Annotated in this window: 13 protein-coding genes; 7 read left to right on the forward strand and 6 right to left on the reverse strand. The window is 69.6% G+C overall.

The window, feature by feature from the left end; translation table 11 throughout:
- The 3 genes from ABZ552_RS28165 to ABZ552_RS28175 all read right to left on the reverse strand — a co-directional run bounded on the left by ABZ552_RS28165 (position 1) and on the right by ABZ552_RS28175 (position 3158).
- Entirely contained in the window at positions 1 to 1236 is a 1236-nt protein-coding gene (locus tag ABZ552_RS28165) for an ABC transporter permease (protein ID WP_281875152.1), read from the reverse strand.
- On the reverse strand, positions 1233 to 2006 hold the full coding sequence (locus ABZ552_RS28170) for an ATP-binding cassette domain-containing protein (protein WP_281875153.1): 774 nt from the start codon (positions 2004 to 2006) through the stop codon (positions 1233 to 1235). The genes ABZ552_RS28165 and ABZ552_RS28170 overlap by 4 nt, the downstream gene beginning before the upstream one ends.
- A gap of 72 nt (positions 2007 to 2078) precedes the next feature.
- Positions 2079 to 3158: a substrate-binding domain-containing protein gene (locus ABZ552_RS28175; protein WP_357440877.1), complete on the reverse strand. Its 1080-nt coding sequence runs from the start codon at positions 3156 to 3158 to the stop codon at positions 2079 to 2081.
- A gap of 406 nt (positions 3159 to 3564) precedes the next feature.
- Between ABZ552_RS28175 and ABZ552_RS28180 the strand changes: the two genes are divergently transcribed.
- From ABZ552_RS28180 to ABZ552_RS28190, 3 genes are read left to right on the forward strand one after another with little or no spacing between them, the layout of a single operon-like run.
- A complete protein-coding gene (locus ABZ552_RS28180) occupies positions 3565 to 3888 on the forward strand; it encodes a hypothetical protein (RefSeq protein ID WP_281875156.1) in 324 nt (107 codons plus the stop codon).
- Positions 3885 to 5207: a hypothetical protein gene (locus tag ABZ552_RS28185; RefSeq protein WP_357440881.1), complete on the forward strand. Its 1323-nt coding sequence runs from the start codon at positions 3885 to 3887 to the stop codon at positions 5205 to 5207. Before ABZ552_RS28180 ends, ABZ552_RS28185 begins: the two co-directional genes overlap by 4 nt.
- Positions 5194 to 6186: a hypothetical protein gene (locus ABZ552_RS28190; RefSeq protein ID WP_357440884.1), complete on the forward strand. Its 993-nt coding sequence runs from the start codon at positions 5194 to 5196 to the stop codon at positions 6184 to 6186. Before ABZ552_RS28185 ends, ABZ552_RS28190 begins: the two co-directional genes overlap by 14 nt.
- Before the next feature lie 324 nt (positions 6187 to 6510).
- Here ABZ552_RS28190 and ABZ552_RS28195 read toward each other — a convergent pair whose 3' ends face one another.
- A complete protein-coding gene (locus tag ABZ552_RS28195; RefSeq protein WP_281875159.1) occupies positions 6511 to 6921 on the reverse strand; it encodes a nitroreductase family deazaflavin-dependent oxidoreductase in 411 nt (136 codons plus the stop codon).
- Between the two features lie 114 nt (positions 6922 to 7035).
- Between ABZ552_RS28195 and ABZ552_RS28200 the strand changes: the two genes are divergently transcribed.
- Entirely contained in the window at positions 7036 to 7692 is a 657-nt protein-coding gene (locus ABZ552_RS28200; RefSeq protein WP_357440887.1) for a response regulator transcription factor, read from the forward strand.
- On the forward strand, positions 7689 to 8852 hold the full coding sequence (locus tag ABZ552_RS28205) for an ATP-binding protein (RefSeq protein ID WP_357440890.1): 1164 nt from the start codon (positions 7689 to 7691) through the stop codon (positions 8850 to 8852). Before ABZ552_RS28200 ends, ABZ552_RS28205 begins: the two co-directional genes overlap by 4 nt.
- 51 nt (positions 8853 to 8903) lie before the next feature.
- On the opposite strand, the gene ABZ552_RS28210 is transcribed toward ABZ552_RS28205, so the two are convergent.
- The gene (locus ABZ552_RS28210) at positions 8904 to 9281 is read right to left on the reverse strand and encodes a hemophore-related protein (RefSeq protein ID WP_281875162.1); all 378 of its coding nucleotides are present in this window, start codon (positions 9279 to 9281) and stop codon (positions 8904 to 8906) included.
- A gap of 166 nt (positions 9282 to 9447) precedes the next feature.
- Between ABZ552_RS28210 and ABZ552_RS28215 the strand changes: the two genes are divergently transcribed.
- Positions 9448 to 10260: a DUF1460 domain-containing protein gene (locus ABZ552_RS28215; protein ID WP_281875164.1), complete on the forward strand. Its 813-nt coding sequence runs from the start codon at positions 9448 to 9450 to the stop codon at positions 10258 to 10260.
- A gap of 33 nt (positions 10261 to 10293) precedes the next feature.
- Here ABZ552_RS28215 and ABZ552_RS28220 read toward each other — a convergent pair whose 3' ends face one another.
- Positions 10294 to 11799 carry an NAD(P)/FAD-dependent oxidoreductase gene (locus ABZ552_RS28220; protein WP_281875165.1) on the reverse strand — a complete coding sequence of 502 codons (1506 nt, stop codon included), beginning with the start codon at positions 11797 to 11799 and terminating at the stop codon, positions 10294 to 10296.
- Between the two features lie 69 nt (positions 11800 to 11868).
- Between ABZ552_RS28220 and ABZ552_RS28225 the strand changes: the two genes are divergently transcribed.
- Positions 11869 to 12906: an AraC family transcriptional regulator gene (locus ABZ552_RS28225; RefSeq protein WP_281875166.1), complete on the forward strand. Its 1038-nt coding sequence runs from the start codon at positions 11869 to 11871 to the stop codon at positions 12904 to 12906.
- Positions 12907 to 12998: the final 92 nt, after the last annotated feature.

Consider the following 12998-nt stretch of genomic DNA (forward strand, 5'->3'; position numbering starts at 1 on the left):
TCATCGTTGCGGGAGCGCTCGCTTACGGGACAGGGCGTCCACTCCGGCCGCCAAGAGCAGCACGAATCCTGTCACAACGAATTTCGTGCCCGCGCTGTAGCCCATCAGCCCCATCCCGTTGTTGATCACCGCGACCACCGCCGCGCCGAGCACCGCGTCCAGCATCCGCCCGCGACCGCCGAACAGGCTGGTGCCGCCGATCACCGCCGCGCCGACCGCCGTCAGCAGCACGTCGCTGCCGCCGGTGTTCGGATCGACGGAGTTCGCGCGCGAGGCCGCGATGAGCCCGCCGACCGCCGCCATCGTGGAACACAGCACGAAGGCGGTGATCTTCACGCGATCCACCGCGATGCCTGCGCGCCGGGCGGCCTCGGCGTTGCCGCCCACGGCGTAGATGTGCCTGCCGAACGCGGTGCGGTCGAGCACGAACGTCCACAGCAGCAACAGCGCCACGATCAGCGGCACGACAATGGGCATCCCCGCCAGCGAGTGCACCGCGGGATTGCGGCTGCGCTCGCCGTTGAGCACCAGCACCGCCGCGCCCGCCACGACGGCCAGCAGCACGACCCGCAGCGCCACCGCCCGCGCCGTCGTGCCGGTGAGCCCGAGTTTCGTGCGCGCCCGCCACTTCCGGTACTGGATCAGTGCGAAACCGGCGATCAGCAGCGCGTACAGCGCCCAGCCGATCGGCGGCGGCACGTTCTTGTTCGCGATCGCGACGATCGTCTCGTCGCGGATGGCGATGTTGCGGCCGTTGTCCATGATCTTCAACGCCACGCCTTGCAGCGCGAGGAACGCCGCCAGCGTCACCACGAACGACGGGATCCCGATCTTCACCACGACCGTGCCGATCGCGAGTCCGATCGCCACGCCGGTGAGCAGCGAGACCAGCACCGCCGCGTACCACGGCCATCCTTCGTCGGTGAGCAGCACGGCGAGCACGGCGGCGCAGACCCCGCTGGTGAATCCGGCCGACAGGTCGATCTCGCCGAGCAGCAGCACGAAGATCAGCCCCATCGCGATCACCGCGATGGCCGCGCCCTGCGTGAACAGGTTGGCGAAGTTCGCCTCGGACATGAAGACCGGGCGCGCCGCCCAGAAGACGGCCGAGAGGACGACGAGCGCGAGCACCGAGGGCAACGCCCCCATGTCGCCGCCGCGCACCCGGCCGACGTAGCCGCTCATCAGGTCGGTCACCGGCGCCGCCGGTCGCCGCTCGGTGGTCACCGCGGTCATCGGGTCGCTCCGCTCGCCTCGAGGCCGAGCGCGCCGCTGCGGCCTGCCGTGATCAATTCGACGACCTGCGCGTGCGTCACGTCGGAGGTCCGTACCTGGGCGGCCATCCGGCCGAGGTAGAGCGCCGCGATCCGGTCGGACACCGCGAAGACGTCGTTCATGTTGTGCGAGATCAGCACCACCGCGAGACCTTGGTCGGCGAGCCTGCGGACCAGCTCGAGCACCTGCTGGGTCTGCGCGACGCCCAGCGCGGCCGTCGGCTCGTCCAGGATCACCACTTTGCTGTTCCACAGCACGGCTTTCGCGATGGCCACCGTCTGGCGCTGCCCACCGGACAGGCTGGCGACCTGCTGCCGCACCGACTTGACGGTACGCACCGACAGGCTCGCCAGCGTCTTTCCGGCGAGTTCCTCCATCGCGTATTCGTCGAGCACGAGACCGCGCCTGCGTTCCCGGCCGAGGAACATGTTCTGGACGATGTCGAGGTTGTCGCAGAGCGCGAGGTCCTGGTAGACGATCTCGATGCCGAGCGCGGCCGCGTCACGCGGACTGTGCACCTGCACCGGAGCGCCATCGAAGAGGAACTCGCCCGCGTCGATCGGGTGGGTGCCGCCGATGCATTTGACCAGCGTGGATTTGCCCGCGCCGTTATCGCCGACGAGGGCGGTCACCTCGCCGGGATAGGCGCTGAACGCGACTTCGTGCAGGACGTGGACGGGGCCGAAACTCTTCTCTACTCCGCGTAATTCGATGACCGGCAGTTCGGACATGGGTTAGCTCCTCCGCAGGGATGGAGCCCCTTCCGCAATCCCCTCATCGAACCGCGGAAGGGGCGGGCGATATCAGATCCCGTTGTCCGCACAGAGTTTCGCGAACTCACCGGTGCACAACTCGGCTTTGGTGACGTAGCCGTCGGCCACCACGTCCTTGACGTCGCGCGGATAGATCGGCTTGGGCTCCAGCAGCACCGACGGCACGTCGGCGTTCGACTCCGGGTCGCGCACCGCGCCGTTGGTCGCGCCCTGCTCCCCCTTCACCAGCGCCACCGCGAGTTTCGCGGTTGCCTCGGCTTCCTTCTGGATCGCCTTGTAGACGGTCATGCACTGGTCGCCCGCCAGCACGTTCTGCAGGCCCTGCACCGTGGCGTCCTGTCCGCTGACCGGCACCTGACCGTTCAGCTTCTGCTTCTTCAGCACCGCGATGGCGGCATTGGCCAAGCCGTCGTTGGCCGCGACGACACCCCCGATGTCCGGCCTGCCGGTGAGCATCTGCTCGAAGATGGTGCCCGCCTTGGTGTTGTCCCACTCGGGGACGGCCTGATCGGGACCCTTGACGTACTGGCCCGCCTCGAACCGGGGCTTCAGCACCCCGTCGTAGCCGGTCTTCAGCAGGGTCGCGTTGTTGTCGGTGGGTCCGCCGTTCAGGTACGCGACCACCGGGCGCACCGCGTTGCGATCGGTCAGGCACTGCGCGACACCCGCACCGAGCAGGCTGCCGACCTTCACGTTGTCGAAGGAGACGTAGTACTGGGCGCCGCCGCCGAGGGTGAGCCGGTCGTAGTCGATCACGGTGACGCCCTGCGACTTCGCCTTCTGGATCACCGCTTTGCCGGTGCCGCTGTCCAGGTTGGTCATCACCAGCACCGAGGCTCCGTTGGTGATCATCTGGTCGGCGATGGTCTGGAAGGCGTTCTTGTCGCCCTGGGCGTTCTGGATATCGGCCTTGACGCCCGCCGCCTCGAACGCCTGCCGCAGGTACTTGCGATCCGCCGTCTCCCAGCGCGCGGATGTCTTGCTGTCCGGGAGGATCACGCCGATCTGGGTTCTGCCGCCGGGGTCCGCGGAGTCGTCGCCGCACGCGGTGAGCGTGGCGACCAGCAGCGCGAACGACAGCGCGGCAGCGCTGAACATGCCCTTACGCATGAGTGGGCCTTTCATCACCGGCCGAAGACGTTGTCCCGGCCGGCCGGAGTGGAACGAATGTTGTTCACAGCAACATATGGGACTGTGACGCAGGGCACAACCACTAATTTGTTGTTCCGAATAACAATCTCGACACGCCAGCGTGGCTCGCAGGGACGCCATCGCGGCCGGACAGGTAAGCGGCTCAGGAGGGCTGGTGAACAGGGGCGTCGGCCCGCGCCCGGCACAACGCGTGCGGAGGCGGCGGGTACGCACTTCGCACTGCGGCGGAGATCGGAAACCCGGAAGGGCGGCATTCGCACGGAACAGACCACCCAGGATCGGGCGCATGGCGGCCCTGCGGCACAGTACCCTTGGCGGTGAATCATGGCGCGGTAGCGACAGACTGGGATCCGGGAGGGGAACAGTGGACACGCTCAGGCTCGACCCGGCGGCGGTGGCCGCCTACACCGCGATCGCGGACGCGGTGTCCAAACAATTGGCGTCGGCGGCCACGGTCGCCTCCGGCGCGGTGGATCCGGACCGGCTGGCCGCCGATCTCGGGCTCGTCGGCGCGGAGTTCGCGGCCCGCTTCTCCGCGGCCGTCGCCGAACACGCGGAAGCGTTGTCGACCGCCGGGCAGCTGGTCGGCGCCTACGGCCGCGTCCTGCGCGAGTACCGCGAGAACGCGCAGGACGTCGACGCCGCGACGGCGGCCGCGATCACCCGGTCCGGGGAGGCACTGGCATGAGAAGCCTGATGGGACTGCGGAAACGGGCGCACGCCACCCAGCCCGCCGCCGAGGCCACCCGGCCGCCGAGCACCGCGCCCGGCGTCGATCCGCCGATCATCGCCGCGCTGGTGAAACCGCTGCTGACGCTGCGCTCCTCGCTCGGCACCGGAGTCGGCGTGCCGAGCGCGGCGGCGACCGGGGCGCTCTCGGCCGCCTCCACCCAGGCGGCGGACACCGAAGGCCCGCACCGCGAAGGTCTGCACGCGCTGGAGTCGAGCTGGACCTCCCGTGCCGCCGACAACGCCGTGCCCGCGCTGCGCACGACGCAGACCCAGATCGGTGACATCTCCGATCGAGGGCCCGCGTATCTGTCCGTGCTCGCCGACGCGCACGCCACCTCCGGGCGCGCGGCGCGGCGCGTCGACCAGATCATCGCCGACTTCCGGCGTGACGCGCGGGAGATCCTGGACAACGCGAGCTCGGCGCCGGAGACCGACGCCGTCATCGCGCGCGCCACCCTCGCGCTGCGCGACGCGCTCACCACCGTGACGGCCGCGCGCACCGAAATGGACGACCACACCAGGCGACTCGACGAGATGGGACCGCTCACGGTCACCGCACCGTCCGGCGTCAGCCAAGGCCAGGCCGCCGCCGGTCAGGGTGGCACCGCACAAGTCGTGCCCGGCACCACCGCGCCCGGCGCCACCGCGCCCGCGACCACGCAACCCATGGACCCGGCCCTCGCCGCGCAGCTCCAATTGCAGCAGGCGCTCATCTCCGCGGGAGTGGATCTCGGCACCACGGCCATCAACGCGGGCGTCGACATCGGCACGCACATCATCGACAAGATCGCCGAAGTCGGCATCCACGGCATCGACACCGTCGCGGCGGCCGCGGACAAGGCGATCCCGGAACTGATCAACCCGGGCTCCACCACCAACTCCGGCACGAACGGCGACGACTCGAAGAATTCCTCGAAGCTGTTCGACTTCGGCGGGTCCCCGGAGCACAAGCCGTCGACCACCGGGCCCGGTTCGGTGATCCCGCCCGGCAACTCGGCGCCGGCCGCGCGGGCGGACGTACCGAGGCCGGAGAGCAGGCCCGCGCCCGCGGTCACGCCACCCAGCGTCGACAGCGCGCCGCCCGCGCCCGCGAGCAGCCCCGACCACCCCGCGCATCCCGGCCCCACCGGGGGCATGGTGGTGCCGCCCGCCCCGCCGCCGGGCGGTGCGGACCAGGAGCACAAGCCGCGCGACGGACAGCTCGGCGTAACCATCCCGTCCGCGGTGACGGCGGTCGTACCGGTGCTGGGCGAATTCGACGATGACGCCCCCTGACCGGGAGCATCCCAGTCAGAGCGCAGGCCAGAGCAATCCGTTCGACACGGGTCTGCCGATGCTGCGCATTCCCGCGGGCAAGCCGTCGAAGCGTCGCCGGTCGCCCGGCCGTCGCAAGCAGATTCGTCGCCGGGAACCGGAATACCAGGCCGCGGAACCATCGCGCCCGCCGGAGCGGCCGACAGTCCGCCCGCGACTCGGCGAGTGGGAGCAATGGCTCGAACCCGCGCCACCGGCGGCGCGACCGCCGCAAACGGTGGCCGCGCCGCAGCGCAGCGCGCCCGCCGAGCCGGAGACGGTCAAGGCCGAGGACAGCCGCGGCACCGCACCCGCCATCGTCAACCGATCCGGCATCCAGCCCGGCACCCCGGTGCGCCGTCCGCGCCGCACCGATCAACAGCGAAGCAATCGCTCCCTGACCGTGTTGATCGTGCTTGGCATCGTGGTCGCCACCATCTCGATCGGCCTGGCCATGATCTACGGTTCCGAGGCGAATTCGCGCAAAGCGGCGGCGACCTCGCCGCCGCGCGCGGCCGGACCCGCGCCGGCCACCGCGCCATCCACCTCACGGGTCAAGCCCCCGTGGGCCATCGCCACACCGGGATGTGAGCAGAAGCGCACCGCAGACGTCATTTCCGGCACCGACCCGGGCGGCACCGGTAACGGCCCCGACGCCATCTTCGCCTTCGAGTACGCCTACTACGCCGAACGGTCGGGGTACCGGGCCCGCGCGGTGGTGGCCCCCGACGCGGCGGTGTCACCCGCCGATCAGATCCAGCGCGGCATCAATCAGGTGCCGGTGGGCACCCGCTACTGCGTGCAGATCTCCCGGGCCGGAGACGGTCCCGACGGTCAGGCGCGGTGGGAAGTCCGGTTGACGCAGCAGTTCCCCGGCGAAGAGTCGAACACCTTCACCCAGTTCATCACCACACGTACCGGTACGGATCAAACGCTGATCACCGGAATCACCGCAGGCTGAGATCCGCGAAAGGTCCGACCGTTGAGTCGTCTGATCCGGATAACACTCGCCATCGCCACCGTCCTAGCGGGCCTCACCGTGCCTTTCCTCTCCACGCCACCGGCGTTCGCGGCGCCGACGGTGCGCTGGGAAAACCGCGTCAGTGACCGGATTCTCGACATCGGGGTGTCCTCGCCCAACCTGGAGGGCCGGGAATGCGCGACGCCCTGCCCATGCTGCTGTCCTCGGTGGGGGCAGGGTGATCAACGCTCCCGGCTATTGCGCGCCGCCGCGACGCGGTTTCCTTGTCGAACCGTCTCGGCGCGGTAGGCACACCGGCTCCGCTCAGCGCGGCGTCAGCTTGACGACCGGAATCACCCGGTCGGTCTTCTCCTGGTATTCGGCGAAGCCCGGCATCACCTCGACCATCGCGGCGTAGAGGCGGTCGCGCTCCGGGCCTTCCGTGATCGGAGTCGCGGTCGCCTCCAGGGTCTCGGTGCCGATTTCGAGCGTCACCGAGGGGTTGGCGCGCACGTTGTGGAACCAGTCGGGATTGGTGGGCGCGCCCGCTTTGGAGGCGACGACCACGATGTCGCCACCGTCGCGGATGAACGCGAGCGGATTGGTGCGCGGGCGCCCCGACTTGGCCCCGATGCTGGTGAGCAGGAGCAATTCGCGGCCGGCGAAGGGGCCGCCGACCTTGCCTTGGTTGGCGCGGAATTCTTCGATGATCTGAGTGTTCCAGTCGCCTGCCATGGCTTGTCTCTCCTGGTGAGTCGGGTGCGCCGGGTCGTGCGCGAGCCTACCCAGACCTGCCCGCCGAAGCCGAACTAACGTCCGCCCAACAACGGGAGGGGGCACGATGACGAGATGCGGGTGCTTGTGGTCGAGGACGAGACATTGCTGGCCGACGCGATCGCCGACGGACTGCGCCGGCGTGCCATGGCGGTCGACGTGGTGTACAACGGCGCGGCGGCGCTGGAGCGCACCGGCGTGAACGACTACGACGTGGTGGTACTCGATCGGGACCTGCCCGGCGTCTCCGGCGATGTGGTGTGCGGCACGCTCATCGAGTCGGGCGGCTCGGCGCGGATTCTGATGCTGACGGCCGCGAGCGCCGTGGCCGAGCGGGTGGCGGGTCTGGGCCTGGGCGCGGACGACTATCTGACGAAGCCGTTCGCGTTCGCCGAGCTGGTCGCCCGTATCCAGGCGCTCGGACGACGGGCGCGCACCGCCGCTCCCCCGGTGCTGGAACGGTCCGGCATCCGGCTCGACCCGCACCGGTTCGCCGTGACCAGGAACGGCGAGCCGGTCACGCTGTCGCGCAAGGAGTTCGCGGTGCTGGCCGAACTGCTGCGCGCGGACGGCGGCGTGGTCTCGGCCGAGCAATTGCTGGAGAAGGCGTGGGACGAGCACATCGACCCGTTCACCGGCGTCGTGCGGTACACGATCATGAACGTGCGGCGGAAACTGGGCGACCCGCGGCTGATCGAGACCGAGCCCGGCGTGGGGTACCGCATCCGATGAGTGGACGCACCATTCGGCTGCGGCTGACGCTGCTGTACGCGACGGCGTTCTTCCTGGCCGGCGCGGTCTTGGTCGCGTTGATGTACTTCTACTTGAACCAGTCGCTGGAGCGACGGCCCGGCGGCGGCGCGCAGCAAGTGGTACGGGCGTATCTCATCGAGCGGGCGGAGCGGAACCGGGCCCCGGTCTCCACGGAGCTGTTCAAAGCACTGACCGAGCAGGCCCAACGCAACCGGCGGGACACCTTGCGCGCCATGCTGGTGTGGTCACTGGTATCCCTCGGCGCGGTGGGAATCGCCGCCGGCGGGTTCGGCTGGCTGCTGGCCGGGCGCGCTTTGCAGCCATTGCAGCGGATCACCGCGACCGCACGGCGGGTGGCCGATACGAGCCTGCACGAGCGCATTGCCCTCGACGGCCCACAAGACGAGATCAAAGACCTGGCCGACACCTTCGACGCGATGCTGGAGCGCTTGGACCGGGCGTTCGACGGACAGCGCCGATTCGTGGCGAACGCCTCGCACGAGCTGCGCACACCGCTGACCATCAACCGGACGCTGATCGAGGTGGCGCTGGAGGACCCCGGCGTCCCCGAGTCCACCCGCAGACTCGGGGCCACGCTGCTGGAGGTCAACCGCCGTCACGAACGACTCATCGACGGCCTCTTGGTGCTGGCCACCAGCGAACAGCGGCTGACCGAGCACTGCCGGGCCGACCTCGCCGACATCGCCGCCGACGCGGCCGGCACGGGGGCCGGGCGACCCGGAGCCGAGATCACCACCGATCTGGAATCCGCTCCCGTGTCGGGGGATCCGCTGCTGCTGGAACGCCTGGTCCACAATTTGCTGGACAACGCCCTGCGCTACAACGTCCCCGAGAACGGCTGGGTGGTCATCCGATCGCGGACGAGCGGTGCCCGCGCCGTCCTCACCGTCGAGAACAGTGGCCCGCCGGTACCCGTGTTCGAAGTCGACAGTCTGTTCGAGCCGTTCCGCAGACTGTCCAGCGCCGAACGCTTGGCCGATTCCGAGACCCGCGGCGCCGGGCTCGGTTTGTCGATCGTGCGTTCCGTCGCACAGGCCCACGGCGGCACGGTGCGAGCGGCGGCGCGACCGGACGGCGGTCTGGCGATCACCGTCGACCTCCCGGGCGCCCGGGGCTAGCCGGGCCGCACGCCGGTTGCGGGCGAGTCCGACACCTCGCCCGCGACGTGCTCAGTAGTTGTGGCAGGTGTCGGCGAGGACGCGCAGCTTCTCGCGGTGCTGCTGAGCCCGCGGCGAGTCGCGATGCTCCTCGAACTTGCGCTTGGCCTCGGGGTGGTTGTCCAGGAACTCCTTGGCGCGCTGTTTGCGCTGTTCGACCGGGAGACTCAGCAGTTCCTGGAGTTTCGCCTTGCGGTCGGGATGCGCGTCGAGCCGGGCGGCGGCGTCGGGGAACTGGGCGTGGACGGCGGCGTCGATCTGCGCGAAGCTGCATGTCGTCTCCAGGAGTCCACCCGGTTGCGGCTGCGCGGAGGCGGTCGCCGGAACCAGCAGCGCCCCCGCGGCGAGCAGGCCGCCGAGAGCCAGGGTGGCTCGAACGATTCTCGTCATGTCGGAAAACCCTTTCGGTCGGAACGTGGGGCCACCGCGTCGTGACCCGGCGTTCAGTCCACCAGCGAGGGTGTTTGGACGGCGCTAGGTCTTGCCGATGCCGTCGCCGGGTTACCGTGGTAGCGCTGTTGTGTACCGATCGGCCGATCCTTCCGCTGGAGGCGTCTTGCGCATCATCGCCCGGGTACTGCTCGTCCTCGCGGCCCTCGTCTGCTGCGCTGTGTCGATTCCGCCCTCGGCACTCGGCGCGCCGGAGGGCGCGCACCTCGACGACGTCACCGCCGGAAAGCTCGACGAACTGCTGGCGTTGCGCGCCAAGGCGCCCGTCTCGGCGAGCAAGGCGGAGCTGATCGAGCTGCTGTCGCGCCCCTTCCTCGGCACGCCCTATGGCGCGAACATGCTCGTCGGGTCGGCGACCGAGCCCGAACGACTGGTCATCGACTTCCGCCGCGTGGACTGCTTCACTTACCTCGACTATGTCCACGCACTCACCGGATCGACCGACCGCGACCAGTTCACGACGAACCTGATCCGGACGCGCTACGCCGGTGGCCGAGTCGATTTCCAGCAGCGCAAGCACTTCTTCACCGACTGGTCGCAGGTCGCCGAAGCCGCGGCCACCGACATCACGGCGACGTTGAGCGCCGCGGCCGTGACCGTCACCAAGCACCTCAACGCCGAAGCCGACGGCGGCACGTATCTGCCCGGACTCCCCGTGGTCGATCGCGCCGTCACCTACATTCCGAGCGCCGCTGTCGGCCCGGACGTCGTCAGCGGGCTGCGCACCGGCGACTACATCGGCGCGTACGCGGACCAACCGGGCCTGGACGTGACCCACGTCGGCATCTTCGTCATGACCGACGCGGGTCCGGTCTTCCGCAATGCGTCCTCGCTCGCGGGCAATCAGAAGGTGGTCGACTCGCCGTTCGCCGATTACGTCCGGTCGACCCCGGGCATCGTCGTGCTCCGGGCCCGCTGACCGCGGACTCGGCCGCGCGATCGTTCGTCCGGGCTACGCGACCGGCGCCGGCCGCCGCAGTGCCGATTTCGGCGTCCCGGTGAGCGTCTTGTCCAAGTCCGTGCGCAGGGTCGTGGCGGAGTCGAGCAGGTAGTTCTGCCGCACCTTCCACGGATGACGGTCGCCCTGGCGGGGAAAGTCGCCGATGGAGCGCTGGATGTAACCAGAGGCCAGATCCAGCAGCGGATGTTCCGCGAGTTCGCCCTGCGGCTCGGGCACGACGGCGGCGTAACCTCGGCGATCCATGTGATTGAGCACCTTGCAGACCAGCCGGGAAGTGAGGTCGGCGCGCAACGTCCAGGACGCGTTGGTGTACCCGATGCACACGGCGAAGTTGGGGACGCCGGTGAGCATGGCCCCTTGCCAGACGAACTGCTCGGACAATCCGACCGGCGCGCCGTCGACGCTGGGCGCGATCCCGCCGAAGGCGAGCAGCTGCAGCCCCGTCGCGGTGATCACGACGTCCGCCTCCAGCACCCGGCCGGACCGCAACCGGATGCCCTCCGGCACGAAGGTGTCGATGTGATCGGTGACGACCTCGGCCCTGCCCTTCCGCATCGCCTTGAAGAAGTCCGCGTCCGGAACCGCGCACAGCCGCTGGTCCCACGGGTTGTAGCTGGGCGTGAAGTGCTCGGCGACGGCCTGCTCGTCCTTCAGGATGCGGGTGGTGAGGCCGGTCAGCAGTTTGCGCGCCGCTTCCGGACGCCGTCGGCAGTACTGGTAGAAGCCGATGCCGAACAGGATGTTCTTGGTGCGAATCACGCGATGCGCCAGCCGGGGCGGCAGCAGGTCGCGGATCTTGTCGGCCACTTTGTCCCGGCCGGGAACCGCGCTGATCCAGGTCGGGGAGCGTTGCAGCATCGTCACCAGCTGCGCCTGCTCCGCCATGGCAGGCACCAGGGTGACCGCGGTCGCGCCGCTGCCGATCACGACGACGCGCTTGCCGCGATAGTCGAAGTCCTCGGGCCAGAACTGCGGGTGCACCACCTGTCCGGCGAACGACGAGAGGCCGGGGATCTCCGGCGCGTACGGCTGGTCGTAGTCGTAGTACCCGGCGCAGGCGTAGAGAAAGCCGCAGGTCAACGTGTGCGTCTCGGTGGCGCCCGAGGCATCGCGCCGCGCGAGCGTCAACGTCCAGCGGGCGGCCGAGCTGTCCCAGTCGGCGGCGACCACCTTGGTGCGATAGCGGATGTGCCGGTCGATGCCGTACTCCGTCGCGGTCTCGGTGATGTAGCGCAGGATCGACGGACCGTCCGCGATCGACTTGGCGTCGCGCCACGGCTTGAACGGGTAGCCGAGGGTGAACATGTCGGAGTCGGAGCGGATACCGGGATATTTGAACAGATCCCAGGTGCCGCCGAGCGCGTCGCGGGCTTCCAGGATGGCGTAGGTCTTGCCCCGGCACTCGGTCTGCAGCCGGTAGGCCGCGCCGATTCCGGATAGTCCCGCGCCGACGATCACGACATCGAGGTGTTCCGGTGCTGCGGCGGTCTCGGTCATGCCTCCAGTGTGCGAGCCGAGCGTCCCCCATTCTTGACTTTGCGCGACAACTATTTGATTCTCTACGACATGTCGGTGATTCGATCGGCCGGGCTGCGCGGCTTCCGCGCGACCGTGGCCGAACTGGGCGGAGACGCCGAGGGCCTCGCGACGGCCTGCGGCCTGCCGGTGGCCGCCTTGGACACCGACGACCTGCTCGTACCCGACGAGCGCGTCGCGGCCGTCCTGGAATTGGCCGCGCACCAGCTGCGCTGCCCCGATCTGGGCCTGCGGATCGCGCAACGGCAGGACCTGGACATGCTCGGCCCCCTCGCGCTGGCCATCCGCAATTCGCCGTCGCTGGCCGACGTGCTCGAGTGCTCCGCGCGGTATCTGTTCCTGCACGCGCGGTCACTCAGCTTGACGCTGGAGCCGGACCCCTACGGCGATCGCGGCGTGCTCGCGCTGCGCTACGGCGTGCGGCCGGGGCTTCCGGCCCCGGTCCAAGGCACCGACCTCGGACTGGCATTCGTGCACCGGACCATCCAGCGCCTGGTGGACGACCGCTACGGGCTGCGTTCGGTCGAGCTGCCCTATCGGCCGGCAGCGGCGGTCGCCGGGTACGAGGAGTTCTTCGGCGCGCCGGTGCGGGTCGAGCGGCCGTTCGCGGCCCTGCGGTTGCCGAGCAGCCTGGCGAGCAGGCCGCTCACCGGAGGCGACGAGAATTTGCACCGGCTGGCCATGGCGTTCCTCGCCGAGCAGTCCGGCGACGCGACGGCGGCGATCGCCCCGCAGGTGCGCGCCGCCGTCCGGCAGCTGCTGGGCACCTCCGCGCCCGAGATCGGCGCGGTGGCACGGCTGTTGACCGTGCATCCGCGCACCCTGCAACGACGGCTCGCCGCCGAACGCACCTCGTTCGCCGCGATCCTGGACGAGGTCCGCAGGGACGCGGCGCGGCGGTATCTGACCACAACGGACATGCCGATGAGTCAGGTCGCCTCGCTGATCGGGTTGTCCGAGCAGGCGACGTTCACCCGATGCGCCCGAAGATGGTGGGGCACAACGCCTACCGGACTGCGTCGCACCGAAGCACAGGGAAGGACGCAGGGGCACAACACTTTCGGGTGACAGATCGACAACAGTCCGGCGTCCGGAAAGTCCCATTCGATAACGGTTGTCCCCGAAAGCTCTCCGCCCATTCCCTCCTCGACGCCGCGTCT

The organism is Nocardia sp. NPDC019219, from assembly GCF_040632645.1.
GTDB classification, from domain to species: domain Bacteria; phylum Actinomycetota; class Actinomycetes; order Mycobacteriales; family Mycobacteriaceae; genus Nocardia; species Nocardia sputorum.

Bases quoted from the DNA above. Each gene is read 5' to 3' on its own strand.
- ABZ552_RS28200 (WP_357440887.1), top strand. From the start codon at position 7,036: ATGCGGGTGCTTGTGGTCGAGGACGAGACATTGCTGGCCGACGCGATC.
- ABZ552_RS28195 (WP_281875159.1), bottom strand. From the start codon at position 6,921: ATGGCAGGCGACTGGAACACTCAGATCATCGAAGAATTCCGCGCCAAC.
- ABZ552_RS28185 (WP_357440881.1), top strand. From the start codon at position 3,885: ATGAGAAGCCTGATGGGACTGCGGAAACGGGCGCACGCCACCCAGCCC.
- ABZ552_RS28170 (WP_281875153.1), bottom strand. From the start codon at position 2,006: ATGTCCGAACTGCCGGTCATCGAATTACGCGGAGTAGAGAAGAGTTTC.
- ABZ552_RS28210 (WP_281875162.1), bottom strand. From the start codon at position 9,281: ATGACGAGAATCGTTCGAGCCACCCTGGCTCTCGGCGGCCTGCTCGCC.
- ABZ552_RS28165 (WP_281875152.1), bottom strand. From the start codon at position 1,236: ATGACCGCGGTGACCACCGAGCGGCGACCGGCGGCGCCGGTGACCGAC.
- ABZ552_RS28175 (WP_357440877.1), bottom strand. From the start codon at position 3,158: ATGCGTAAGGGCATGTTCAGCGCTGCCGCGCTGTCGTTCGCGCTGCTG.
- ABZ552_RS28190 (WP_357440884.1), top strand. From the start codon at position 5,194: ATGACGCCCCCTGACCGGGAGCATCCCAGTCAGAGCGCAGGCCAGAGC.
- ABZ552_RS28205 (WP_357440890.1), top strand. From the start codon at position 7,689: ATGAGTGGACGCACCATTCGGCTGCGGCTGACGCTGCTGTACGCGACG.
- ABZ552_RS28225 (WP_281875166.1), top strand. From the start codon at position 11,869: ATGTCGGTGATTCGATCGGCCGGGCTGCGCGGCTTCCGCGCGACCGTG.
- ABZ552_RS28220 (WP_281875165.1), bottom strand. From the start codon at position 11,799: ATGACCGAGACCGCCGCAGCACCGGAACACCTCGATGTCGTGATCGTC.